This is a genomic window from Desulfovibrio sp. MES5 (genome assembly GCF_002237645.1).
In the GTDB taxonomy this organism is placed as follows: Bacteria; Desulfobacterota; Desulfovibrionia; order Desulfovibrionales; family Desulfovibrionaceae; genus Desulfovibrio.
Map to the genome: position 1 here is coordinate 56,137 of NZ_MJUZ01000011.1, position 26,337 is coordinate 82,473.

Sequence of the window (26,337 nt, forward strand, 5' to 3'; positions counted from 1 at the left end):
GGCGTAACAGCCGGGTATTTGCGCTGTCGCGCGCCAGAACGGGCGTCTTCAAACATCGGACATACATATTGGCAAAGACAATCCGCTCTGGTTGCTGCGGCTCTGCAGAGCGCGCAGCTACAGCGCAGGGTCGTTTACGCAATATGGAAACATAGCAGGATATAACATGCTGGAAACCACCGTCGTAGTTATCGGGTGCGGAGCCACAGGCATCGGCGCGCTGCGCGATCTGAGCATGCGCGGCATTCCCGCCATCCTTCTGGAACAGGGGGGCATAGCCCACGGCACCAGCTCGCGCTTCCACGGTCTGCTGCACAGCGGCGCGCGGTATGTCGTCAATGACAACGAGTCCGCCCGTGAATGTATTGAAGAAAACATGATCGTGCGCCGCATCGGCAGACAGTGCGTTGAGGAAACTGAAGGCTTTTTCGCGCTCACCCCTCAGGACGACCCGGCCTATGTTGAGAAATTCCTTGAAGGCTGCCGCACGGCAGGCATCAGCGCGCAGGAGGTCGAGGTTGCCGAGGCTTTGCGTCTTGAACCGAACCTCTCGCCCCAAGTGCGCCGCGTTTTTCGAGTGCCGGACTCGTGCGTTGACGGTTTTCGTCTGGTTCTGCATAACGCCATGTCTGCACAAAGGCATGGCGGGCAGGTACTCACCTACCATGAAGCCACGGGCATACAACTGAGCAATGGCCGGGTGCAAGGCGTTACGGCGGTTAACCGCCACACCGGAGAACGAGTTGAAATAGCCTGTCAGGTCGTGGTCAACGCCGCCGGTTCATGGGCCGGGCACATTGCGGGCATGGCGGGGCTTGACGTTTCCCTTTCGCCCGACAGGGGCACCCTGATTGTCTTCAACCACCGCTTTACCTCCAGGGTAATCAACCGGCTGCATCCAAGCGGCGATGGCGATATTTTTGTGCCCCACGGTTCCATTACCATTCTGGGCACCACATCCGCCCCCACAGACAGACCCGATGATACGACGCCCACCACCAAGGAAGTGCTGCGCCTGCTCGACATTGGCGAACCGCTTTTTCCGCAGGTGCGCCAGTACCGCATTTTGCGCGCCTTCGCCGGAACACGCCCCCTGTATACGCCGGGCGGAGCATCGGGGCGCAAGGCCAGCCGCAATTTTCATATTGTCGATCATGCTGATGAAGGGCTTGAGGGCTTCATCAGCATCTTTGGCGGCAAGCTCACCACCTACCGCCTCATGGCCGAACGCGTCACCGACAGGGTTTGCGCCAAGCTCGGTCACAGCGCGCCGTGCAAAACCGCCGATGGGCCATTGGTACACGATGTGGATGAAAGCACTCTCAAACGCGCGGCCCGCTTTTTTCCCATGCAGGGCTTGCGCCTTATGGCCGACCGCCTTGGGGACGACCTGCCGGGCGTGCTGGAGCTGGCAGAAAAACAGCCAGACAATCCCCTGCTTTGCGAATGCGAAATGGTAAGCATGGCTGAAATCGAATACGTGGCGCGCCAGCCTTCCATTTTTTCCCTCACGGACATCCGCCTGCGTACGCGCCTGGGCATGGGGACCTGTCAGGGGGCCTTTTGCTCCCTGCGAACGGTAGGCGCGCTGACCGAACATGGCGTGCATCTGGAACGCAAGCCCACGGACAATGTCCGGCGCTTTTTGCAGGAACGCTGGGGTGGGCTGCGCTTTGCCCTCTGGGGCATGCAGGCCCGTGAAATGGAACTGAGCCGGGCCATCTACGCCGCTACCCTCAACCTTGACGGAGCCGAACATGAACAGGATTGCTGACGTTCTTGTAGTGGGCTCCGGCATGGCCGGATTTGTGGCTGCCCTTACCGCCGCCAGCCGGGGGAAAAAGGTGCGCATGCTCACGACCGGCATGGGTTCTCTTGCCATCAGCGGCGGCACGATCGATCTGCTCGGCTATGTTGACGGCAGATATGTTGCCGATCCCTGGACGGGCATGGCCATGCTGCCTGCCAACCATCCCTACAGGCTTATGGACGAGGAAAACGTGCGCGAGGCTTTGCACTTTTTCCAGCAGCACATGGCCGATCAGCGCTGGCCCATGCGGGCGGCCACCAACGCCGATGGTCAGCCTTGCAATGTGCATATGCCAACCATTATGGGCACGCTCAAGCCCACATATCTTCTGCCGGAAAGAGTGAATGTTTCTGCCCTGAAATCCGCGCGCCGCGTGCTTGTGGCCAGCGTTGAGGGCCTGCGCGACTGCCGCCCGGCCCTGGTCATAAGCCAGTTGCGCCGCTACAGGTCATGGGCCGACAGGGAATTTTCCGAGCTGACAATGCCCTCCCCGCTTGGGCAAGCCCACCGCAGCGCAAGCGCGCTTGATCTTGCCCGCCTCATGGACAAGCCCCAGAGCCGCCAATGGCTCACCGACGCCCTCGCAGCCCGTGCGGACTCCTGCGACCTTGTGCTGCTGCCCCCTGTTTGCGGCAGCAAAGCGCAGCCGGAAACCTGGCAGGCCATTGAAAAGGCTGCGGGATGCCCGGTGGTGGAGATGCTGTCCATCCCCCCTGGCGTGGGCGGCTTGCGCCTGCGTGACGCCTTGCTGCGCGCGTTGCGCTGTTACGATTTCGAGATGGTTGAAAACGCCAGGGCGCTGCGCGCCGAGACAGACGGCAGCAAATGCACGGCCCTTATAGCTGAAGCTTCGGGGCAGGAGCGCAGGCACGAAGCCAGAACCTTTGTGCTTGCCACCGGGGGCATTCTTGGCGGCGGGCTCACGCTGCAACCCGGCATGGTACGTGAAAGCGTCATGGGGCTGGATGTGGCAGCGCCTGCCAATGTGGAACAGTGGTCTTCACCCGAACTGTTTGGCAGGCATTTTTTTGCCCAAATGGGCGTGCTTGTCGACAGCGCCATGCGCCCGGTGGATTCCCAGACGTCCGCCTGCTGGTCCAACGTCTTTTTTGCGGGGCGCAGCCTTGGCGGATATGACTATGCGGCAGAAAAAAGCGGGCACGGCGTTGCCGTGGCCACGGGATGGCAGGCAGGCAGCATGGCTGCCGCCGCTGCGGAGGAAGGAAGATGAGCGGCCGTATCAACCCTGACAACTGCATAGCCTGCACCACCTGCGTGGTGCATTGCCCTGTTGCCGATGCGACGCCCAAATTTCTTGGCCCGCGCATGATCGGCCCGGCCTATGAACGCTTTCGCCTGCTGGGCCTGAACGAAGACCCCTCGCTGCACTACTGCTCAAACTGCAAAAACTGCGATATTACCTGCCCGCACGGGGTGCCTGTATCCAGCCTGAACATGATGGCTCGTGCCGACCAGTGCCGCAAGACGCCTCCCGGCCTGCGGGACTGGATACTGGGACATGGCGAGCTTATGGCCAAATGGCTGCACCGCATTCCGGCTGCCCTGAAAAACTTTGGCATGCTCAACCCGGTCACGCGCCAGGTGCTGCACAGGCTCGGCATCCACAGGAGCGCCCCTTTGCCCGCATTTGCGCGCCGCAGTTTTCGCAGCCTCGCCAAAGAGGTGCGCCAGCCGGATACCGGGCGCAGCGTGGTTTTCTACCCAGGTTGCTACGTTGACGTTTACGACCCGCAGACAGGGCTGGACATGATATGGGCCATGAACCGCGCCGGTTACAGGGTTATTGTGCCGCAGGACCTCGTTTGCTGCGGCCTGCCTATGGTGGCCAATGGGTTCTGGCAGCATGCCAGAAGCAATGCGGAGTATAACCTTCGCGCGCTGGCGCAGTGGCGCGACCAGGAATTGCCTGTGGTCACCGGCTGCCCCAGTTGCGCACTGATGTTCCGCGTTGACCTGCCGGAATACTTTCCTGATCTGGGCGAAAAATATGGAGCCTGCCGCCTGGACGACGCGCAGGACTTCCTGCTGGCCTGCGCCGATTCCGGCGAACTGGACCTTACGCCCGCGCCCAGGCGGGAACATGAGCCCGACATGAGGATCATGTACCATGCGCCCTGCCATCTGCGGGCCCAGGGCAACGGTTTGCCCAGCCTTGAATTGCTGCGGAGGCTGCCCGGCGTCAGCGTAACTGACGCCCATGCGGGGTGTTGCGGCATTTCCGGCAGTTACGGCTTCAAGACTGAAAAATATGAAATAGCCCAGCAGGTCGGATCAACCCTGTTTTCCACCATACGTGAAAGCGGAGCGGACATTTCCGCTTCAGAATGCGGCACTTGCCGGGTGCAGATTGTGCATGGCAGCGGCACTGCCTGCCTGCACCCCGTCAGCATTCTGCGCAGTATACTCGAGCCATAACGCAGGCCAGCCCCTGACTGCCCCCCAGGACCGGGGAAGGCCCGCGCTTCACGGCGAAAACGTAGATCAAGGACGCAAAAAGGCGTCTGTGCCAGCAATACGCTGACACAGACGCCTTTTTGGCCTTTCAGAGCTTTTAACACTCGAAATATTCGTATACGGCAGGCAAAGAGCATACAAGCTTTTCAAAGGCAACATGCTCTAAAACAAGAGTTTTAGGGGTGGGGGCGTGGGGGATGGACCCTTTTGCAAAAGGGTCCATCCCCCACAAAGTATTTCAAAAAGCTGCTTTGCCTTAGGCTTTGTCCTGAGGGCTGTATATTTGCGGCTCAAGGCAACAGGCCTGGCGCAGACGCATCTGGCACGCCCCCCACGAAAGCCCCACGCCAAAGCCCTGCAATACGACGTTCAGGTCTCGCTCGCGGGCCACGGAGGCCAGTTCGCCGCAGAGTACGCCGGGAATCGACGCGGAATTCAGATTGCCGTAGCGCGAGAACGTGGCCATGGGCGCTTTTTGTGCGGGAATAGCGGATTTTTTCGCTACCGTTTCAACAATATACCTGTTTGCCTGATGCATGACAAAGTAGTCGATGCTCGCGGCATCGCAACCGGAAAACCGCATAAGGTCACGCAACAGCTGGGGCTGTTCGGCCATGGTGAAGGAAAAAATCCCGACGCCGTCCATATGCAGGTCATCAAGGGAACGGACGCTTCCGTCATCATACGTCTGCTCGGCCCCGGTCGCTGCGGACGCGGGCATACGCGCGCCGCCCGCCGGAATGTAGAGCTTGTCCAGCTCACGCCCGTCTGCCCGCAGGACAAAATACGTGTTTTCCGCATCCGGGCAGTACCGGACCCAGGCGGCGCTTCCCGCATCCCCAAAAATGGGCGCGGTGGTATAATCTTTCTTGTTTGCTGCACGGGAAAGCGTGTCGCCCGCGCAAAGCAGCACGCCGCCGTTGCCCGAGGCGCGGGACATCATGCCAGCCAGCCACAGGCCGTATACAAAGCCAGCGCATCCCTGACAGACATCGACTGCAACGGTTTCTTTTGAAAGCCCAAGGGCGGCATGAAGCACGTAGGCGTTGCCCGGCATCAGATAGTCCGGGGTCTGGGTAACGGAAATGATGGCTGTCACATCCTGACGGTCAATACGCATTTCCTGCATGAGCGACGTGGCGGCCTGGCGGCACAGATCGCTGGCGGTGGTGCCGGGTGCGGCAACGCGCCTTGTATCCAGCCCCAGCCGGTTTTGAAGGCGAGCCAGCTGTGACCGGTCATTGCCCCAGTACTGCGGCTCATCCTCAAGGCGCTGCATATTTTCGCCCAGCACTACGGAGCAGCCAGCAAGCTCCACATTATCCAGCGTATAATTGCCCATACCGCTCCATTCAGGTTGTGTTGCAGCCGCCAGTTCCGAGCAGATGAACCGTTTGAGAATGTGCATTCCCAACGCTCTCGGCACGCCCGCCTCGGCGTTTTCCAGCGCAGATGCCCTGCGTTTGCGCCTTTACGGCGAGCGCCTGTTCACGCAGCCGCAGTACAGTTTCAACGTAAAACTGCTCTTATAACATAGCGTACTTTCATTAAATGTGAAAGAAGGCAAGGGGCGACAGGCCCGATAGAGCCCTCAAAAAAAACGGCCCGGAACTGTACCGGGCCGTTTTTTATCTGGTCTGACGCCCAATGGGATTACCGGTGAGACCATGTATTCTCAAACTCTACGGCATGCCTGTATGGCGGCGTCAACGAGGGCACATCCGCTTGCGACTTTGCGACGAGGGGCCGCCCCGCAGTTTCCAGAGCAATTGCAGAGTGCAAGGGCTCTACGCGCAGTTTTCGATGGTCATCTGCACATACATTGTTTCGCCGCTTTCATTGTTGTATTGCGTGTAGGTTTCGCCATTCAACACCCTGGTTTCAGTGCTGGCTGCCCATCCCGAATCAACCAGGGAGTCACTGGATTCGGTTCGGACGAAGATGTCAGTATTTTCATGGCTGCTGTTCTTCAGATCGAACAGACGGTCCAGGCTGCTGCTGTGGGCAAACAGGGACTCATCACCCGACCCCACAAAATCAAGCAGGACGCTTTCATAACCGTCGCCCACATCGCCGATATTGTGCATGGTCTGGTCAAACCCGTCCTGATCGGGATTTTCCGCGCCGTTGAACCGAACAAAGAGCAGGTCATTGTCCCCTGCATGATTATCGTGGGAACCGAAATCATGCTCATAGGCGTTGGCCACCAGATCCACGTTGGTTCCCGCATCAATAACGCGCACGAGAATGTCGAGATCGCCGACACTGTTCTGGATCAGATGGTAGGCATCCGACCCCATATCCACGCCTTGCAGGATGATTTCATTGAAGTTGTGAATATTGTTTTCAATGGCGCCGCTTTCAAACCAGCTCTTGTAGTACTGCATGAAGGTTTCGTGGTCGGGCGCTGAAAGGATCAGCAGATTATAGCCCTCGCCGCCGTCAATGGTAAGACCGTTTGACGAGCCGATGTCCACCGCGCCGTTGAGCTTCACAATGTCATCGCCGCCGCCAGTCTGTATGGTGACGTGCCCGGTGCCGTCGGTGACGATGCCGCCGTTGATTTCAACGTAATCGCCACTGTCGCCGCGTGAGACAATCTGTACATGACCGCCGCTGATGGCTTCAATGGCTATGCCGTTGGTCATGCTTTCAAGGTCAGTACCGACCTTGGCGGAGATGATAACCTTCAGGCCAGAATCCGAAGTCCCGCCCAGTATGGCATTGGAGATCGACACGTTTCCGCCCCCATCCGCATGAATTCCAACGCTGTGGTGAGCGTCTGCAGCCTCAATAGTGACGTCATTGGAGACGATATGCACCATGCTGCCCTCAACTGCGGCAATGCCGGTACTGCTGGACGTGCTGCCTGCCTCGGGATTGCCTGTGGCCTTGACGGTCAGTGAGTCCGCCCGAATATCCACGGTTGAAGTCGCTTGATATAGGTGGCCGTATGTAGTGAATTCAACGCTGTCGGCCAGAATTCCCGTATTGTGCCACGCGCCTTCGGCTGAAACGGTCAGTTGATTAACGGCATCAAAATCGTATCCTATTGTATACCCAAGCGCTGTTGTGTTCGGCGCCTTGTTTCCGTACCCATCATCGCGCCACAGATTATCTTCTGAATCAGAAATGATGGCGAACTTACGGCCGCTGGCTTCGATGCCCACACTGCGGCTGTCAGCAGAAAGACCGGTTCCGGCTTCCACTTTGGCGGTAATTTCCGCCTCCTTGGCTCCAAGCGCCAGCACATAACTGGGGGCATTGTTGAAAAAGAACCCTCCGTCATCGTCCGGATAAAAAGCGTAGCCGGCGTAAATGCCTGTGGCTGAAGTTGCGCCGCCATTGTCTACAGCGGCAACATTCAATGTGAACCGCTCATCCGCGCTGATGACAAAGGTTTCCTTTTTATGCGTGTGGGTGGCATTGATGCCAATGATGTGATTTATGGCTGAACTGCCGTCCGCCCCCACCGTACCGCTCAGGTTGATGTTCTTCCCGGTAATGGATGATGATGCCATCACTGCGGCATCCGGAACATATTCGTAGGGACCGCCAGCAGGAAAAGCTGTTGCCCCGTTGTAGTGCACCACAGCAATATTCTCACCATTGGCGTTTACTGAAAGATTCACATCTCCCAGCTCCGCCTTCAGGTCGGCTGTCCCGTTGCTTATTTCCAGAGCGGAAACCCATTCCTGACCTGAGCCTGTGGACAAATGCTTGCCCTGCATGGCCACATCCACATTGATGTCGCCATTTTTGGAGGCGATATTCACGTCGCCCAACTGGGCATTAATGCCTGCGGCCTCAAATCCGCCGTCCCGTGCGCCAAGGTTCAGACTGATATTCACATCTTTTTCAGCCTGAATATCCACAATGGTCTGCTGACCACGGTTTGAGTCAAAATCCAAGCCCTGGGTGAAATAAGGATTCGAGGATTCGTTAAACTTATCCACAAGATATTGCTGGTAAAGGCCAGCGGTATACTGATATTGCTGATATCTGTCGGCAAAATCTCCTTCGCCGGGCAGATCGTTACCCCCCAGCCCAACACCGGAAAACACGCCGAAAAAGCTGGAAGAGTCGTCCAGCGAACCGCTCTCGGTCCTGTTATTCACGGTGATGTCAACATTGCCATCAGCAGCGGCTATGGTTACGTGCCCATTATCCGTGGCGGCAACCCCGGCAACCGCAGTATTGAAGCCTGCCGTTCCCGTCATATCCGCGCTGACCTGCACATCGCCCGTGGTGGCAGTGATGCTGACATCGGAACTGTCAAACTCCCTGCCTACAAAAAAACCGGTAGTCCCGCCGGTCGATCCAAGGGCGCCGCTATTTGTCAATACGCCGCCATCGGCGCGCACGCCAGTGATCACAGCGCTCTTGTCGGCAGATCCGGCAGCAACGGAAGCAGCGCCCACAGAAACGCCCTGCGCCTCCAAAGAAACATGGCCTCCGCCTGTGGCGTAAGCGCCGCTGACATAGGCTGCGCCGTCCGCAGAAAAACTGGGCTGGTCACTCACGGTCTGGATAATCAGATCGCCGCCAGTCACCCGAATTTCGTTCTGGCCCGTTGTGCCTTGGGCGGCCACTGTTGCCGTTACGTTCGCCGAATACTCGGTGGCATCTGCACCCGTGTAGCCCAGTCCATAGCCAGTGTCGCCAAATCCAGGCAGCGGCTCATGATGCTCCACACCCGTCAGTACGGCAGTGTTGTCATTATTGCTGATGCGCAAAGAGCTCGTGCCCGACTTCAGGTCGATCTCAAATCTGCTCTGCCCGCCGTCAGCGGTGAGCGACGTTTCAGTGAGCTGATAGTGCATTTCGCGGCCACTGCCCGCATCATACGCGCCTTCGCCCGCCGGAGGATGCGGCAGCTTGATGGCTGCGGCAATATCAGCCGTGCTGGCGTTGGTAAAATGCGCGCCATGGGCGACCTCACCAGCCCAGGTCTGGTCTGTTACCTGCATGTCGGCACTTTCCGGCGCCTTCCAGGCAATGGATGTCATGTCATTGTGGTCAGTGGTGGAAGCGACCCGCACGCCATGACTGATCTGCTGGCCATTGGCGTCAGTGAACACCAGGGTGTAGTTTTCAGACCCTGTAGCGCCACTGGCAACGTCGGTAAGCGTAAATACAAGTTCACCCTTCACGGGATCATACACAGCCTGATAGCCATCAAGATCAAATGTCCAGGTTCCGTCGGGGTTGGCTGTTCCGGTATAGCTTATGCTGCCGTCAAAATTGGTGATGGCAAGGGTTTTGCCCGCCACGTCGTCATCGCCAAGGCGCGCCAGATCAAGGTGAACCTCGGGGTTGTCCTGCCCGTCAGCGCCAAGAAGCGCCACGTTGGAGTATTTGAGGGAGTATTGAACAGGAGGCTGCGGGTTTTCACCGCCGTTGCCGCCGCCGTCGCCGCCAGGGGCAGGAGCCTGTCCCACCGCTGCCGCGAACAGAGAATTGTGCGTGCCAGGGTCGCTGAAGGCGCTTCCAGAGCCCGCCTCATAAGCTACCCCATCCAGATGATCCACGCCATCGGCAAGTTCGCTACCGCTGAACTCATTATACCGGGCGGAGCGTTCAGATGCGGGAGCCCCCTCGGCAGGCGCGAGGTCAGGACCAAAGGCGTTGAAAAAATCCGCGCCTGTGACGAGCTGCCCGTCCACTTCAAAATCCGGGGTATTGTCCTTGGTGTATTCAGTATAAAAATCAGCAATCCTGATGCTTCCGCCATCGTCAAAGTGGAAGACAAGGGCATCATCAGCTTTTTCCAGAGTAATCTGATCGGCAGAGAAATCCACGACAAAGGTGGATTCTTTTGCAGAAGGAACTGTTACCTGCTGTCCAGCAGCAGGACGCATAAGAGAAATCGTATTCATCTCGCCCCCAAAGTAATTTTGGCGTTTGCGACGAATGACACAAAGCACGACTTTCAGACCACGATCTGAAAATTGCGCGCAACCGTCATAGTAATTGGGATTATATAGGGAGGCTCGGAAGAAAATCCGAGAATCCGAGGAGACATCAAGTCTCCCCCAGTCAGCAGATCATGAATTACAAGCAGCCAACTGATTAAGCAAAGTGAAGAGAATATTTTAAGATTCCACTCTTCAGGCAGTGGTAATCAAATTCCAATTGTATACCTTAGTCGTCAAGATAGACATACAAGTGGACCCTGTCAACAAATAAAAATGATTCTTAATTACGATAAATACCTCATGCACTCATGGGTAGACAACAAAAAAATATAATAATACATATTTTCTGAGCTTATATGAGCGACATCACTATAGTAAGTGCTGCTTAGCTTATCATTCTCAATAGAATAACAAATATAAATTTATCACGACCTGCGTCATGTCTGCTTAAACCTGTGGCCTGTGGGCACAGTGCCGACCCTGATCCGCAAAGGGCGCGCATGAGGTGGCAAAACCTCCCCCAGGCGCCGCCGCAGGGCGTCAATGGACAGATCCACTCCTTCGCCCGGCTGGCATAACAGCTCTACATGCATGCCTGTCAGAGGGTTGGGTGCCCCGTTTGCCTTGGCCTGCCTCACGCCTGGGAAAGAAAGAGCCGCGCTTTCTACTTCGGCAGGCAGCACCTTGAGCCCCCCGACGTTGATCACATTGTCAGCCCTGCCCACAATCCGCAGCCATGGCCCGTCAAGCTCCACCAGGTCTTTGGTGTTGAACCAGCCTTCAGCATCAAAGGGCGAAGGCGCATTGAGGTATCCCAGCATCCTGTTTTCGGCTCTGATATGCAGTTCACTGTCGCGGACGCGGCTTTCCACACCTTCGCCGCCGATCTGTATCCAGAGTTCGTCGCGTTTCCGTGTGCGCACCCGCAGAATGCCCAATTCGGACATGCCATAGGTCTGCCGCAAGTCCACCTGCGGCAGAAGGTCCGCAATGGTTGACAGCGTATTCTGATCCATCAGCTCGGTGCCGTACGTGACAAGCCGCAACGTCGGCAGATCGGCTCCGTCCAGAAGACCGCTGTGAACCAGCATGCGCAAAAAAGTTGGCGTCGTGGGCAGCAGCTGGACGCCATGTGCGCGAATGTCGTCTAGTACGGCGGGAACGGTGCGTGCCGTCGGGCGCACCACAAGACCATTATTATACAGCATATGAAACAGCGTGTTCAGGCCGCCGATATGGTCAAAGAGCAAAAATCCCAGAGTGGTCCATGCCGGACGCGGCGTGGCAAAGCGGGCAAGAAATTTATCAAAGTCGTGCACAATGGCCTTGGGACTGCCGGTGCTGCCAGAAGAAAAAAGAATCAGTCCGGCGTGGCCCTGGGCGCGCAGCTGGTCCAGCAAAGGATGGGCGGCCTGCCGCTCTTGCCGCCGCACAAGCTTGCCGTCGGCCATGACAACGTCGACATGGCCGGCTGCAAAACAGTATTCGTGCTGCGCGCGGTTTGCCGCCACCAGCGGCATGATGATGGCCTTCTTGTCCACAAGGGTCAGCAGGTTCCGTATGCCTGACGCGTCAAAGTCCCCCACAAGGGCCACCACATCACCGGGGGCAACGTCGGCACACTGGTCAGACGCCTGCGCCATATCGGCAAGGCTGAGACTTTCCCCCGGCCCGAGCAGGAAAGGACGGCGGGGATCAGCGCTGCGCTGACAGAGATCGCGATACAGGCTCACACGCCACCCACATGAAGGCATTGGCCGGAGATCATGCCGCTGGCGTCATCCAGCAGCCAGCGGACTGTCTGCCAGACGTCGTCAAGGGCGCACTGGCGGCGAATAACCTGCCGTTCCACCAGGGCGTCGAGCTTGCCCTGAGGGACTTTCGCCGTGAGTTGCGTGGGGATGGGGCCGGGAGCCACCGCATTGACCGTGACCTCCCAGGAGGACATTTCACGCGAAAAAGCCCGCGTGAACCCTTCCACCCCCGCCTTGGCGGCCACATAGGCGCTCTCGCCCTCAAGTCCCAAAGCCACGGCAATGGATGAAAAATTTATTATCCTGCCGCCCTTGCGGCGCGCCAGCAAACGCCCGGCCTGCGCCGAGCAGTACATGGTTCCGAGCAGATTGACTTCCACAATACGGCGCATGGTCTCTGGCGGCGTTGTCACGGTAAGGTTCATCGACGCAATGCCCGCGGCATTGATGACGCCCCACAGCGGCACATGCCGCAATCTGGCAAAACAGTCAGCCACCTGATCCGCCATGGCCACATCGCAGGCCAGCGTTTCGCACGGCATATCAGCGGGGGGCGTTCGGCAAAGCCCTGTCACGCTATACCCCTCCTCCATGGCGCGCATGGCCAGATGCCGCCCCACGCCGCCGCTTATGCCTGTTATGACCACATGACGGTCTGCCATGTCACCCCTCCTGCCCAAGCGTCGGCAAGGAGCATATGTATTCTGCCAGACTGCCTATGGTCTGGTACGGGCTGTTTTTTGCCGACATCATACTGTCATGAGTCCATGTAAAGCGCCTATTATTGTCCGTGCAATAGTCTTCCAGCGCCAGCATGAGTTCCACCAGCATCAACGACGAAAGCACGCCCCCCTTGCCCATAAGGGGGGTTGTTTCGTCAATCTGCGGGGCAGAGCCCATTTCTTCGGACATGATTCGCAATATGGCAGCATGGATAAAATCTAAAACGTCTTTCTTCATCATTTGCAATAACTCTCTATTTAATCATACTATAAAGAGAGAAATGTGGCACGGGCAGCAAATACGTTATCCATGCTCTTCCCTTCGTAAAAAAAATATGCTCATCTGACAGAAGCCCTTGTTCATACAGTAAACCACAATAAAAGTTGTCATTTACAAATACTGACAAACAGAGCCCCACTGAAAATAAATTAAAAAAGACATTCCTTCAAATGGCAAGCGTGGAGCCGCCATACGGCCTGCCCCCGCAGCCCAGAGGAAAGAAATATGACCAATACACGCTTTACGCACGCGGCCCTTGCCGCCATAAGCTCCGTAGTGGCCGGGCATGCGGTGTCCGTTGAAGACGAGCTTGAGTATTTTTCAGACAATCCCGCACAGATGAAGCGCTTTACCGATGTCAGCGGACTGCATACACGCCGTAAAGCCGATGATGACGTGACGGCGTCAGACATGTGCGCTCAGGCAGCGCGCGCCCTTCTGCGCCATACCGACACCCCTTCAAGCGATATCGGCGCTGTCTTTTTTGTCAGCCATAGTGCGGACTACCTTTTGCCCGCAAGCGCCGCCATTTTGCAACACAGTCTGGGTCTGCCGCGTAACTGCGTGGCCATGGATATGAATGCCGGATGCGCAGGCTTTATAAACGCCCTGTGGATGGCGGCAAGCCTTGTGGAGTCGCGCGCCTGCAAAAACGTGCTTCTTCTGGCTGGCGACACTCCGGGGCGCTTTCAGCCTGCCGCTAACAGGGTGGTAGGCCCCATCTTTGGCGATGCGGGAACAGCGGCGCTGGTTTCCTATAGCGAATCCCCCTCGCCCATGAGCTTTGCCTTCGGCACAGACGGCAGCAAGCATGAGGCCCTGGTTATTCCCGGCGGCGGAAGCCGCATACCCCAATGCGCCTCTGAAGGAGCGGACAGTCCGTTCAATCAGACCGTATCCGACGATAAGGGCAATCCCTGGACTCTTGGCGGGCAGTGCTCCATCTGGATGGACCCTATGGGCATATATACCTTCAGCACCTCTGTCGTCCCCCCGCATATAAAGGAACACCTGCAGCATGAAGGTCTTGAGCCGCAAAACGTGGACAGACTGTTTCTGCATCAGGCAAACAAGATTATTGTCGATTCCATTGCCAAAAAAGTTGGCATTGGCAAAGAAAATGTCCCCACTGAGTCTCTGAGTCTCTACGGCAACCTGGGGGTCGCGTCCGTACCCGTTCTTATCTGCGCCCACTATGCCAAAAGCAGCTCCGGCCCTGCGGCCAAAGGACACGCAAATACTGTGCTTTGTTCGTTCGGCGCCGGTCTCTCGTGGGGTTCGGTGATCCTTTCCCTTGATAAAACAACGATTTTACCGGTATGCGATTACATAAAAGAAGAAAAAGCAGCCTCGCGAGCCGAGCGCATCGCCTACTGGCACAAAAAATTTTCAGGGCACGCCCCCAAGTGAGGGTAAATATATGATTATCGACCCCATTCTCCCACAGGGCCCTTCCATAACGCATCACGAGATCGAACACGTAACTTCAGCCTGCGCAACCGGCTGGAATATGAAATCCGGCAGCTATATCAACGCGTTCAGGCAAACAATGGCCCAGATCACGGGGCAAAAATACTCGCTGGCGCTTTCAAGCTGTACAGGGGCTATGCATATTGCCCTTACCGCCCTTGGCCTCAAGCAGGGCGATGAGGTGCTGGTGCCGGATCTGGCGGATTTCGCCGTAGCGGCCTGCGTGACGTACTGCGGGGCAAGCCCGGTTTTTTGCGATGTCGACCCCGACACCCTGTGCCTTTCAGCCGAGGACGCCGCCCGCAAGATCACGCCCAACACCAGAGGCCTGATTGCGGTACATCTTTACGGGCAGCCGTGCCGCATGACGCCATTGATGGAGCTTGCTGCCCAAAACGGCCTGTTTGTCCTTGAAGACGCCACACAGGGCATCGGAAGCAGCTATAATGGCCGCCCGGCAGGATCATTCGGGCACTTCGCCGCATTCAGCTTCAAGGGCAACAAATCGGTTGTCGCCGGTGAAGGCGGCATGCTGCTCACGTCAGATGACCTGCTTTTTGACCGCGCGGCACGACTGGCAGCGGGGGGTCGCTCGCCCAACAATCCCTTTGCCTATGATCTTGTAGGGTTCAACTACTCCATCTCGGCGCTTCAGGCGGCTTTGGGTTTTGCGCAGACCAGCCGTTTGAACGACCTTATGGCCAAGAAAAAACTGATACATTCGTGGTACAGGGAACGCCTGGCCGACACGCCGGGCGTACGGCTGAACCCCGTGCCGCAAAACAGCGAGCCCGGCTTTCTGACCAACCTTCTTTTTATTGAAGACGAGAATATCCAGCGCAGCAAAATGATCATGCAACTGCACGCAAGCAGCATCCTGGCCGAGCCAGTGTATTTTCCCATCTCCTCGATGCCCATGTTCAAGCAGGCGCAAACGCCCGCCGCCTATGCCGCGTCGGTCAAAACCATCTGCCTGCCCAGCGGCCATAACCGTACGGAAGAAGAAGTGGACTACATTTGCGCGGCCATACGGCAGCTGATTGAGGAGCCCGGGCGCGACAGGGCTGAAGTGCCGCTGTCCGGCTGGCTCAAGTACAAATCAGACACTCTTGAGTTCTTTGCAAAAGCCAAAAAGCATGGCCTTGCCATTCCCTTTGAGCACGGCGGCCATTCCTACGCGCTTAAAGCCGTAACAGCGGCTGATATTCAAGATGCGGAACTGGTCAAAAAATTCGCTTGCTGGCGTGAAGCAAGCTCCATTGCCTTTCTTACACGCACTGCCGTGACCGAAGAAAGCATGCGCCATATCTTGAATAATTACGTCACATCCGTGCGTGATTACATTCTGTTTTTTATCGCTGATGGCGAACATCTCTACGGCCAGGTAGGCCTTAATGATTTTGCCTTTCACAAAAATGAATGCTGCATTGACGGACTTTACATTGAAAACCACGCCCCAAAAGGGCTTGCGGCAGCCGCCTGTGAAACCATATTCACATGGGCGGAAAAATCGCTTAATATCATTAATATTTTCAATCATGTGGTGGCGAGCAATAAAAAAGTGCGCCTTCTCGCAGCGGCCCAAGGCTTCAGGGAGATAAGCCGCACCGCCCTGTACAGGGAAGAAATCCCCGGCGGTGAAATGTTTCGCCCTATGTACATGCCTGGGCATGATACTCCTGACGAGTACTTGCTTATTTGCAAAAAAACGCTCGGCGGCATCGAAACGCCTGGCGCTGAGTAAAATTCAGGCTCTTTACGTCTTTTGGTTTCGTTGTTGACGCCCACAGCCAACACACTGAAAAAAGGATGTTTTATTATGATCAGCCAGGATGAAATCCATAAGATACTTGCAGAAGCCCTTGAAATTACACAGGAAGGAAGCGAGATTACCCATAAATACAGCCCTTCCCTGTCGTTAATGGGCGTTGACGGCATACTGGATTCACTTGATACGATGCTTTTTTTGGATAATATTGATGATCTCCTTTCGAGAAAAATGGGAAAAAGTGTTGCCGTGGCTATGGATTCAGCCTTTGAACACGAAGAAAACCCATACCGGACCATGCAGTCGCTGGCCGAATATCTGACGTCGGTCCTGAATGGTGAAGGTGGGCAAGAATAAGCTTTCCTGCGTATCATCCGGTCCTGGCATACCAGCAGCATGCTTGATGCCGCCTTTGCGCTGCTCTACGGAACTCTAAAACGGGATGATGTTAGCCATGCAACCTCAAGAAGACGCCCGCGCGTGCCTGCAAGAACTTCAGCAAAAGCCGCCGATGCTCCCCTTTGAGCCGGACCTGCTCCCCATGCTGTTTGCAGCGACGAAAAACAGCTCGGCCACTCCGGCCAAGGGACTGGTGACGCTTATCGAGAGGAGCCAAAAACTGACAACCCGGGTTCTCGCCACTGCCAACTCCGCAGCCTACGGGCAGGAGTTCAAGGTATCCACCCTCCACCGCGCCATCAATATCTTGGGCTTAAAAACCATAAGAACGCTGGTGGTTATGGTGGGGATGGCAGCCGTGATCAAAGGGGCAAATCTGCCCAAAAGCTTTGACATCAAAGAGCTGTGGAAGCACGAATTAGCAACCGCCGCCATTGCCAAGATTCTGGCTGCAGAGCTGGGGGGGCTTGACGGCGTGTGGGGGCCTTCCGCTGATGAAAAAAACCGTCTGCTCATGGACCCGGACGAAGCCTATATCGCCGGTCTGCTCCACGACATAGGCAAGGTTTTTTTTGCCGCCTGCCGTCCGGAACTCTGGGAAACCATGACAAACACATGCAAGGAATGCTGCCGCCAGTATTTTGAGGTCGAGAACAACTACTGGAGCATGGACCACGCGCTTATCGGTGCGGTGGTTCTGTACCAGTGGAAGCTGCCCCTTATACTGACCGAGCCCATCAACTGGCACCACTCCCCCGATATGGCGCCAACGTGCAAGCTTGAAGCGCAGCTTCTTGCCGCTGCCAACATTATCGCCCGCAACCCGCCTGACGCTGACGGAAGGCTCTGTGAAAAAGCCGCCGCGTTTTTGCCGGAAAACTGCGACCAAACCGCCATCGCTGCGGCAATAGCGCAATATTTTTCCACCACTGAAACTGAAACTTTCTCTACCTTTGATGCATAGCCTGCGCGCCGCATAATCAGCAAGTACATTTCCTGAGGCAAGGATGCATATAGAGCGTGGACTGGATAAATTACTGCACGGTCAGTATGATGAGGCTCTGGAGGCATTCTGCCAGTCCAGCACCTCAACTCAAGCTGAAAAGCTTTGCCAGATAACCAAGGCCCTCGCGGAAGCAAAAAGCTACGCGGCGGAGCTTGCAAAGGGGAATCTTTCTGTCTCCCCGCCTGGGCCTTCAAACCATTTTGCCGCCGAACTCAAGACGCTGCACGTGAACCTCAAGCGTCTGGCACGGCAGATGCTGATGGCGACTGCGGGCTACCCCGCGTTGCCCGGCGATTATATGGGTGATCTGTCCGAAGGGCTGGAATTTGTCATAAGCCAGGCGGCCACCCTCAAAGAGCAGGCCGAGTACGACAAAAGCCATGATGTCGAAACCGGTCTTCTCAACCGCAAGTCTTTTGTGCGTTCGGTTCGCGATATTCTACATGAGCAGCCCGACAGCATCGGTGTGCTTTTCTGCTGCGAGCTGGACAACATCAAGTATATCAATGACGCTTACGGGTATGACAATGGCGACCTCTACCTGAACAAGGTCGCGGAGGTGCTGGAGGCATGCACCTTTGGCACAAGTCTGCTTGCGCGACTGGCTGGCAACGAGTTTGCCGTCTACGCGCACGGCTTCAACAACGAATCTGACGCCTTCGGCTTTGCGCAAGGCTGCCTGAAAACCCTGCTCAACACCCGCGTCATGCTGCGCGACGACGAAGTGTGGATTCGCGCCTCAAGCGGCGCCGCCGTCTATCCCCACGACGCTCTTGAAAGCGACATCCTCATGAACTGCGCCTACCATGCGCAGCTGGAGGTCAAAAGCCGCAACAGGGGAACCCTCATGCGGTTCTGCCCCGAAATATACCGCACAAAGGCCAATGTTCTTGGCAGGCAGGAAAAGCTGAATGAACTTCTTGACGGCAAGATGCTTCGCTTTGCCTTTCAGCCCATTGTGAGCCTGCATGATGCCCGCATCATCGGCTATGAGGCGCTGATGCGCCCGACAATGCCCGATTTTTCCAGCCCGCTGGACATACTCGCGCTGGCCGAAAACCAGTCCAAGCTCCTCCAGCTTGAAAAAATCACGTTTGAATTGATTTTTGAATGGGTCTACAGCCACCGACGCCTGCTTGCGGAAAGAAAGATTTTTTTCAACACCATCTCCACGCACTTTTTCAATCCGGCGAAACTGCGTGCCATTCACCCGAAATATAAAGCCATATGTAAAAACATGGTCTTTGAAATCCTTGAAACAGCCACGGTGGAAAGCTCGCTGGCGCAGCAGGTCAAAGACTTTCGTACAGAGATGTCCACCCAGGTGGCCCTGGACGATTTTGGCTGCGGGCATTCAAACATTCTCAGGCTTATCAACCTTTCACCCGACATTTTAAAAATCGACCGTTTTTTTATCAAATCCATCCACAACACGTCCGCGTCGCAGAAAGACCTTCTCTCAGGTCTGCTGAACTACTGCCGCTCAAAAGGAATCCTGAGCCTTGCCGAAGGCGTGGAAACCTCTGATGAGCTTGCCAGCGTCATGCGCATGGGCTTTGACTATGTTCAGGGCTACTATCTTGGCCGCCCCGAGATGCACCTCAATGAGATTGACAACAAAATCCAGGACGAAATAATGGATTTTCGCGAAAGGTTTTCGCCGTTACGCCGTACCTGATGCGGCATGACGGCGAACCTGCCGCAGAAAACCCCAACTTTAAGGCCCGGAACGCCAGCGCGTTCCGGGCCTTTTCATTATTACGGTTCAGAGGGCTTCACGATACAATGCTTTGTGGGGGAGGGACCCTTTTGCAAAAGGGTCTCCTCCCCCACGCCCCCACCCCCTAAAACCTTTGCTGCATTTTAGAGCATTTTAACTTTAAAAAAGTTTAAGTGCTCTAACGCTGTACAATAATGTAGCGCGCCGCAAAGTAGCGTCGATTCCGCCGGAAATCGCATTGTTCAGCAGAATGAGAAATTGAAATATAAAGCATTTCAACGAAAACCTTCTCTGGTTATACCTGCCCCACCATTGCTGTCAGATGATCCCCAATCGCAAGGCGGCATCTTCAAGGCATGTTTGCGCATAGGGCATCTTTTCTTTGACGTACGCCGCATACTGCGTCTTAACCGAAGCCGTAATCTCAGGCGACGCCACTGCGGGCGAACCGCTTGAAAATGGCGGAGCCGGATCGTACTCCAGAACCAGCTGCTTCGCTGCGGCAACCTCCTGCCCGGCAATAAGCGAAAGCAGCGTCAATCCAAAGTCTATGCCCGACGTGACCCCTGCCCCGGTAACGCGGTTGCGGTCATGAACAACGCGCGCGTTTTCAGGAACAGCCCCAAAGTAAGCCAGCTGATCCAAAAGCGTCCAATGGGTCGTGGCCCTGTACCCCTTGAGCAGTCCGGCAGCACCGAGCAGAAACGATCCGGTGCAGACGCTTGTCACCCATGTGGCGTTGCGCCCCACAGCGGCCAGCCAGTCCACCATGTCCTTCTGCATCATCTGTTTGTAAGGGTCGCTTGTGCCAGGCACGCACAGAATGTCTGTTTCGCTGATGTCGGCAAACGTGGCTGTGGGCACCAGGCGCAGTTCCTTGTCGGCCTGGCTTTCGGCCCGGACCGGGTCTTTGCTTCGCCAGACATAATCAACCCTGAATTGCGGCCCGGCAAGCACTTCTGCCGGGCCGATCAGATCCAGCGCGGTCATTCCGTCATAAAGCACAAAAGATATGTGCGGGGGCCGCGCCACTGCCTGAGAGTCAGCGAAAAGCTGGCCCGCTTCACCTTGTGCACCAGAAGCTCCCTGCAGGGACGCTCCTGCATCAGGGGTTGTGGAAAGGGGAACATCGTTTTTTGACATGGGTACTCCCTTTGATTGAGTAATGATTAAAGAAAATACCACAGATACTGGCGTGAAAAAGCTCCTGTCGTGCCAATCAGCAACGGGATATTGCCATCGTCCGCCTCGCAGGTTGGCTTATCCCCGCTTCTGGAGTACAGAAACAACGCTTTTACACATTGCGCACCCCAGAGGCATTGCCATGAGACCACATTTCTCAAAACATCACATAGGTATCCTTGCCCTTGACGGTTTTGTTCCTTTTGATTGCAGCATTCCTTACGAAATGTTTTCACTGGCAACAGCGGCAGACGGAAAAGAAGCCTACGAGATATCGTTTGTTGGAGACAAGGAAGCCGTTGCCTCCGGACGCTTCAGCATCACAAGAATACTGCCGCTTTCTTCCATGCAGGATATGGACACCATTATTATTCCAGGCATTGTTCAGCCTTTTTCCTTCAATAATCCTTCTGTGCTTGAGGCCCTCGGCCATGCGTGCTCGGCAGGCATAAGGCTGGCGTCCATCTGCACCGGGGCGTGCATTCTGGCGGCGGCGGGCCTGCTGGACGGCATGACCGCGACAACGCATTGGGCGCTTGTGAAAGAGCTTGCCGCCAGGTACCCGCAGGTAAACGTTGAACCAGACATCCTGTTTTGCGATAATGGTCAGATACTTACCTCAGCCGGTCTTTCATCCGGCATCGATCTTTGTCTGCATATGGTGCGGAAGGATCTGGGCGCCACCGCCGCAGAAAGGCTTGCCACATTGTTTGTTGTGCCCATTGAAAGAGACGGCGGGCACCGGCAATTCATACGGCATGCCGCCCCGGATTCCGACGGCAGCCTGTCAGCCCTCTTGTTGTGGCTGCAGGAAAACATGCACCGTAATCTGACCGTGCAGCAGATATGCAAAGAGGCGCATATGAGCGCAAGAACCCTGAACCGGAAATTTCAGGAGCAGACAGGCCTGCCGCCCATGGTCTGGCTGACCAGGGCGCGCGTCCGGCGCTCGCAAGTGCTTCTTGAATCAAGCGCATTGCCTGTGGAGGAGATTGCTTCCATCACGGGATTTGGCTCAGCAACGTCATTTAGAGAGCACTTTCGCCGCATCGTGGGTACAAGCCCTACAGCCTGGAGAAAAACGCATGCCATTTGCTCCGCAGAGCCCCGCCGCCCCCTTGCGCACAGCGCAACGCTGCCGCCGCTGTAGCAGGCGCACGCCCCTGAGGGCTGCCCGCGCCGCCTCGTCTTGGCGCTTGTGCTTCTGCGGCCACTTTTAATTGCCCCGTGGGGGAGGAACCCTTTTGCAAAAGGGTCGCTCCCCCACGCCCCCACCCCCTAAAACCTTTATTGTAATGCAGTGTGTTACAGTCTTCCTCTTCATCTGACGCGGGGTTCCTGATGCAGCGCCTTCCAGGCAGCACGCATCAAAAAGTGTACCCGCTGTGCTGTGTGCAGATGCAATCGGCAGACCCATCAATAAAATATGGCCTGCGGTGTTGCTGCACCACAGGCCATGAAGAACAGTTTGTCCGAAAAATGCCTATTTTGTGTCTTCCGTATCACGCACCACTTCCAGGATGGGGGGCAGGGCCCGGATGGCCTCAATGAGCTGATAGAGCTGCGTGGCGTCAAGCACCTCGACGGTGAACCGCAGCTTGGCGCGGCCATCCACCAGATTGTCCATGCTCAGGCCGGTGATGTTCACATTGTTTTTGGCAAGTATCTGCGCCACAAGCGCCAGCACGCCGTGTTCATTCTTGGCAATAATGAAGATGCCTGCTTCATAGGGCTTTTCTTCAACACCGTCCCAATGCACGGAAATGAGCCGCTCCGGCTCCATATTGGCCACATTGGGACAGTCCGCACGGTGCACGCTGATGCCAAGCCCCCGGCTGATATAGCCAATAATGGGGTCGCCAGGCACAGGGTTGCAGCACTTGGCAAAGCGCATGAGCACGCCGTCCACGCCGGAAATGCCCACCCCCTCGGTCTTGCGGGTGGCGGCATCCTTGCTTTCCTTGACTGTGGGGGTGGCGGGCGCGGCTGTGACCTCATCAGGATGCAGAACAGCGTACAGCTTGTTGAGCACCTTGCGCGGCGTGGTGTGGGCATAGCCCACAGAGGCCACCAGATCGTCCACGCCTTCAAAGTTCATTTCCTGGGCCACCAGGGCCATATGCCCTTCCTTGATGGCCTTGTTCACATTAAGGCTGACCTTGCGGCCTTCTTTTTCGAGCATGTCACGCCCGAGGCTTACGGCGTGGGCGCGTTCCTCGGTGCGCAGGTAGTGCTGGATGCGGCTGCGCGCCCTGGCGGTTTTGACTATTTTGAGCCAGTCACGGTTGGGATTACGGCTGGGGTCGGTAACAATTTCAACAATATCGCCGTTTTTCAGCTCCGTACTCAGGGGCATGAGACGGCCATTGACCTTTGCGCCCGCACAGTGCTGCCCGACCTTGGTATGGATGATAAAGGCAAAGTCCAGAGGCGTCGCGCCTTCAGGCAGTTCCTTTACATCACCCGCCGGGGTGTAGACATATACCTCGTCTTTAAAGAGATCCATTTTGAGCGAATGCATGAACTCGCGCGAGTCGGTTTCTTCGCTCTGCCGTTCAAAAATTTCTCGCAGCCAGCCAAACTGCTCCAGATCTTTGCTGTTGACGCGGCCCTTTTCCTTGTACAGCCAGTGCGCGGCCACGCCGTGTTCAGCCTGCCGGTGCATGTCTTCGGTACGAATCTGAATTTCGATGCGTTCGCCCTCGGGACCAATGACGGTTGTGTGCAGGCTCTGGTAGCCGTTGGTTTTGGGCATCGAGATATAGTCTTTGAATCGTCCGTGCACTGGCCGCCACTGCGAGTGCACGAGGCCCAGAGCGGCATAGCAGTCCTTTATATCCTTAACCAGCACACGAAACGCCATAATGTCATGCATTTCGTCCAGGCTGAGCGACTGGGACTGCATTTTTTTGTAGATGCTGTGCTTGTGCTTGATGCGCCCGTACACCTGGCCATCAATGCCGTTGGAGGCCAACAGATCCTTAATGAGATCCACAACCTTGGCAATGATCTGCTTTTCCACCACCTGATGCTTGTCCAGCCAGTGGTCTATCTGATTGTAAATGTCTGGCCGCAGATACTTGAAGCTCAAGTCTTCCAGGTCGCGCTTTAGGATATACAGGCCCAGGCGGTTAGCCAGCGGCGCGTATATATCCATGGTTTCCTGGGCGATACGTTTTTGTTTGTGAGCTTTCTGAAAATCAAGGGTGCGCATGTTGTGCAGACGGTCGGCGAGCTTGACCATGAGAACCCGCATGTCGTGGCTCATGGCCAGGATCATCTTGCGGATGTTCTCTGCCTGCGCTTCTTCCTTGTTTTCAAAGGGGATCATGCTGATCTTGGTGACGCCGTCAACAATATCGGCCACATCCTCGCCAAAATTTTCATCCAGCTCTTCGATGGTGGCCTTGGTGTCCTCCACCGTGTCGTGCAGCAGGCCAGCGGCCACCGTGGCCTCGTCAAATCCCATTTCAGCCAGGGTATCAGCCACGGCCAGAGGATGGGACAGATAGGGCTCGCCTGAGAGGCGCGTCTGTCCAACATGGGCGGTAGCGGCAAACACGTAGGCCTTCTGGATAAGCTCCAGATCTGCGCTGGGGTTGTGCGCTGCAACCTTGTCGAGAATTTCCTGTATACGAATCATGCGTAAGTCCCATCCGGGGCGTAATATCTTTGTAATGTTTTTGACTATGTTCTTAGTTGCTCAGCCTTGTCAACGTCACAAGCGGCGTGAAAAAAACACGCGCCTTCATAAACCCGGCTAGGGCATTTAACACTTGAAACGCTCGTGTACGGCAGGCAAAAGCCTGCCTGCTCGCATTTCGTGGCAAGGATTTTCAAAAAAAATCCTTGCAGAGCAGTTAACTAACTTCATTCTTAAACTGCTCTAAAAGCCCGGCAAGGTTGAAACCTTGCCGGGCCGAAATACAGTTGCGCTGTCGTCGTATTGTCACAAAACAGGGCTAGGGACTGTTTCTAGATAAATAATTTTGCGCCAAAGGCAAGGAAAAAGGCTTTTTTTACGAAGTGAATGTACTCTTACGGTACATGACTGGAGTAAAAATGGCCTTTTGACGCAGTCAGTTGGACAAAAGAAGTAGTTAGAGACAGCCCCTAGTCCGGCGTCAGGCTGTACCCTTGCAATTTCTTGGGCACCCACCACTTTTCAAAGTTGTACATTATGCCTGCAAGCTCAGGTTTAACGCCCTGAAAACGCTTTTGCACAACGGGCAGGGCATAGGGCACAAAAAGAAAACAGTAGGGCTGCTCCGCATCCAGTATCTCCTGCATGCGGTAATACAACTGCGCGCGCGTGTTCTGATCCGGGGTTGAGCGCGCCTCTTCCAACAGTCTGTCCACTTCGGGATTTTTGTAGTGGGTAAAGTTAAGGCCACCCTCAAAAGCCTGCGACGAATGCCAGACCTGGTAGATATCCGGGTCCTGCGGGATGGTCCAGCCGAGGATTATGGCGTCAAAACGACCTTTATTGACAAATTCCCTGATAAACGCGGCCCATTCAACCGTACGGATGCGCACGTCAATGCCAACGGCCCGCAACTGCGACTGTATGACCGTGGCGGTAAGGATGCGCTGCTCGTTGCCCTGATTGGTCAGGATGGTGAAAGAAAAAGGCTTGCCGTCCTTGTCCAGCAGACCGTCGCCGTCACTGTCCGTAAATCCTGCCTCGGCCAGCAGCGCGCGTGCGGCGGCGACGTTTTGCGGCATGGGCTTCAGGGTGGGATGGTAGGCCCATACCCCGGGTTTGAAGGGGCCGAAGGCAGGTATGCCCTGCCCCATCAGCACGCCCTGAATGATGCTTTCACGGTCGATGGCCTGCGAAATGGCCCGGCGCACCCGCACATCCTTGAAAAAGGGATGCTGCAGGTTGAACCCCAAAAAAACATAAGAAGAATCCAGATAGCGAAACTTGTTGAACTCACGCTCAAAGGCCGGGCCGGACGTCTGCCGCAGGTATTGCAACGGCGAGAGCCCCATGACGTCAAGCCGCCCGGCGCGGGTTTCCATAAACATAGTAGCGTTGTCGGGAATGATGCGGTATACGACCTCGGCGATATGGGGCTTGCCCGCAAAATAACTTGGCGAAGCTTCAAGAATGATGCGACTGCCCGGTTCCCAGGATTTCAGGCGGTACGGCCCCGCGCCCACAGGCTTGCGTGAAAAGGGCGTATTGCGAATGTTCTGTCCTTCAAGCAAATGACGTGGTAGTATGGGTTGCATCCAGGTGGAGACGGAGCGTGCAAAAAAGTGCTCGTACTCAACCTCAAAGGTATAACGGTCAATAATGCGGAAGTTTTTGATGCGTGAAAAATCTTCGGCATACGGGCTGCCGGTGGCCGGATCCGCCACAACCTTGCAGGTATAGGCCACATCTGCGGTGGTGAGTTCAACGCCGTCTTCCCACCGAATGCCCTTGCGCAGGGTAAACCGCATGAGCCGCCCCTCGTCTTCCATGCTCCAGCTCTCGGCGGCCCACGGCTCAACCTGAAGGTCTTTGTTGTAGCGCAGGGGGGACACGTAAATAAGGTCGGCCACCTCGTGCGAGGCCGAATCCGCGGTAAGATACGGTATCAAATTCGAGGCTTCGCCTATGCTGCCAAAAAGAATCCGTCCCCCGTCAACAGGACTGCCCCATTGGTTTTCTTTGGATACGATTTCGTCCGCCAAGGGGGCCGAAGCAAAAAAAGATCCCGTGAAAACAGCTAGTAAGAACGTGACCACAAGCCTGGCAATTATACCCAACATACTGTTTGCCCACTCAAAATTTATTTTTTCCATAATCTTGAAGCTTCATATTGCTTTCGCCCCCCCACCT

At 56.0% G+C, this 26,337-nt stretch carries 17 protein-coding genes; 9 read left to right on the forward strand and 8 right to left on the reverse strand.

Going from position 1 to position 26,337, the window contains the following annotated elements; genetic code table 11:
• The first annotated feature begins 166 nt into the window (after positions 1-166).
• From glpA to BCS36_RS03730, 3 genes are read left to right on the forward strand one after another with little or no spacing between them, the layout of a single operon-like run.
• The gene (glpA, locus tag BCS36_RS03720) at positions 167-1,774 is read left to right on the forward strand and encodes an anaerobic glycerol-3-phosphate dehydrogenase subunit GlpA (RefSeq protein WP_291301567.1); all 1,608 of its coding nucleotides are present in this window, start codon (positions 167-169) and stop codon (positions 1,772-1,774) included.
• Positions 1,758-3,041 (forward strand): anaerobic glycerol-3-phosphate dehydrogenase subunit GlpB, encoded by a 1,284-nt coding sequence (gene glpB / locus BCS36_RS03725; protein WP_291301568.1) that lies wholly within the window; start codon positions 1,758-1,760, stop codon positions 3,039-3,041. Before glpA ends, glpB begins: the two co-directional genes overlap by 17 nt.
• The gene (locus BCS36_RS03730; RefSeq protein WP_291301569.1) at positions 3,038-4,246 is read left to right on the forward strand and encodes an anaerobic glycerol-3-phosphate dehydrogenase subunit C; all 1,209 of its coding nucleotides are present in this window, start codon (positions 3,038-3,040) and stop codon (positions 4,244-4,246) included. The genes glpB and BCS36_RS03730 overlap by 4 nt, the downstream gene beginning before the upstream one ends.
• A 295-nt stretch (positions 4,247-4,541) precedes the next feature.
• Here the strand turns inward: BCS36_RS03730 and BCS36_RS03735 are convergent, their stop codons facing one another.
• The 5 genes from BCS36_RS03735 to BCS36_RS03755 form a co-directional block, all read right to left on the reverse strand.
• Entirely contained in the window at positions 4,542-5,693 is a 1,152-nt protein-coding gene (locus tag BCS36_RS03735) for a 3-oxoacyl-[acyl-carrier-protein] synthase III C-terminal domain-containing protein (protein ID WP_291301570.1), read from the reverse strand.
• 379 nt (positions 5,694-6,072) lie between these two features.
• Positions 6,073-10,164: a hypothetical protein gene (locus BCS36_RS03740; RefSeq protein ID WP_291301571.1), complete on the reverse strand. Its 4,092-nt coding sequence runs from the start codon at positions 10,162-10,164 to the stop codon at positions 6,073-6,075.
• Positions 10,165-10,640: 476 nt separating this feature from the next.
• The gene (locus tag BCS36_RS03745) at positions 10,641-11,936 is read right to left on the reverse strand and encodes a fatty acid--CoA ligase family protein (RefSeq protein ID WP_291301572.1); all 1,296 of its coding nucleotides are present in this window, start codon (positions 11,934-11,936) and stop codon (positions 10,641-10,643) included.
• The gene (locus BCS36_RS03750; RefSeq protein WP_291301573.1) at positions 11,933-12,619 is read right to left on the reverse strand and encodes an SDR family NAD(P)-dependent oxidoreductase; all 687 of its coding nucleotides are present in this window, start codon (positions 12,617-12,619) and stop codon (positions 11,933-11,935) included. The genes BCS36_RS03745 and BCS36_RS03750 overlap by 4 nt, the downstream gene beginning before the upstream one ends.
• A gap of 1 nt (position 12,620) precedes the next feature.
• On the reverse strand, positions 12,621-12,869 hold the full coding sequence (locus BCS36_RS03755; RefSeq protein WP_291301574.1) for a hypothetical protein: 249 nt from the start codon (positions 12,867-12,869) through the stop codon (positions 12,621-12,623).
• Positions 12,870-13,184: 315 nt separating this feature from the next.
• Between BCS36_RS03755 and BCS36_RS03760 the strand changes: the two genes are divergently transcribed.
• The 5 genes from BCS36_RS03760 (at position 13,185) to BCS36_RS03780 (ending at position 19,280) form a co-directional block, all read left to right on the forward strand.
• Positions 13,185-14,369, forward strand: a complete 1,185-nt coding sequence (locus BCS36_RS03760) for a ketoacyl-ACP synthase III (protein ID WP_291301575.1) — start codon at positions 13,185-13,187, stop codon at positions 14,367-14,369.
• A 10-nt stretch (positions 14,370-14,379) separates the two neighbouring features.
• A complete protein-coding gene (locus tag BCS36_RS03765) occupies positions 14,380-16,173 on the forward strand; it encodes a DegT/DnrJ/EryC1/StrS family aminotransferase (protein WP_291301576.1) in 1,794 nt (597 codons plus the stop codon).
• 75 nt (positions 16,174-16,248) lie between these two features.
• Positions 16,249-16,554, forward strand: a complete 306-nt coding sequence (locus tag BCS36_RS03770; protein WP_291301577.1) for a hypothetical protein — start codon at positions 16,249-16,251, stop codon at positions 16,552-16,554.
• A gap of 97 nt (positions 16,555-16,651) precedes the next feature.
• Positions 16,652-17,560: an HDOD domain-containing protein gene (locus BCS36_RS03775; protein WP_291301578.1), complete on the forward strand. Its 909-nt coding sequence runs from the start codon at positions 16,652-16,654 to the stop codon at positions 17,558-17,560.
• A 43-nt stretch (positions 17,561-17,603) separates the two neighbouring features.
• Positions 17,604-19,280: a GGDEF domain-containing protein gene (locus tag BCS36_RS03780; RefSeq protein ID WP_291301579.1), complete on the forward strand. Its 1,677-nt coding sequence runs from the start codon at positions 17,604-17,606 to the stop codon at positions 19,278-19,280.
• Positions 19,281-19,640: 360 nt separating this feature from the next.
• On the opposite strand, the gene BCS36_RS03785 is transcribed toward BCS36_RS03780, so the two are convergent.
• Entirely contained in the window at positions 19,641-20,465 is an 825-nt protein-coding gene (locus BCS36_RS03785; protein ID WP_291301580.1) for a DJ-1/PfpI family protein, read from the reverse strand.
• A gap of 181 nt (positions 20,466-20,646) precedes the next feature.
• Here BCS36_RS03785 and BCS36_RS03790 point away from each other — a divergent pair, with 181 nt between their 5' ends.
• Positions 20,647-21,654, forward strand: a complete 1,008-nt coding sequence (locus BCS36_RS03790; protein ID WP_291301581.1) for a GlxA family transcriptional regulator — start codon at positions 20,647-20,649, stop codon at positions 21,652-21,654.
• Between the two features lie 333 nt (positions 21,655-21,987).
• On the opposite strand, the gene BCS36_RS03795 is transcribed toward BCS36_RS03790, so the two are convergent.
• Both BCS36_RS03795 and BCS36_RS03800 read right to left on the reverse strand, forming a co-directional pair.
• Complete coding sequence (locus BCS36_RS03795; RefSeq protein ID WP_291301582.1) at positions 21,988-24,147, reverse strand: bifunctional (p)ppGpp synthetase/guanosine-3',5'-bis(diphosphate) 3'-pyrophosphohydrolase; 2,160 nt, start codon at positions 24,145-24,147, stop codon at positions 21,988-21,990.
• Between the two features lie 470 nt (positions 24,148-24,617).
• On the reverse strand, positions 24,618-26,267 hold the full coding sequence (locus BCS36_RS03800; protein WP_291301583.1) for a peptide-binding protein: 1,650 nt from the start codon (positions 26,265-26,267) through the stop codon (positions 24,618-24,620).
• Between the last annotated feature and the right edge of the window lie 70 nt (positions 26,268-26,337).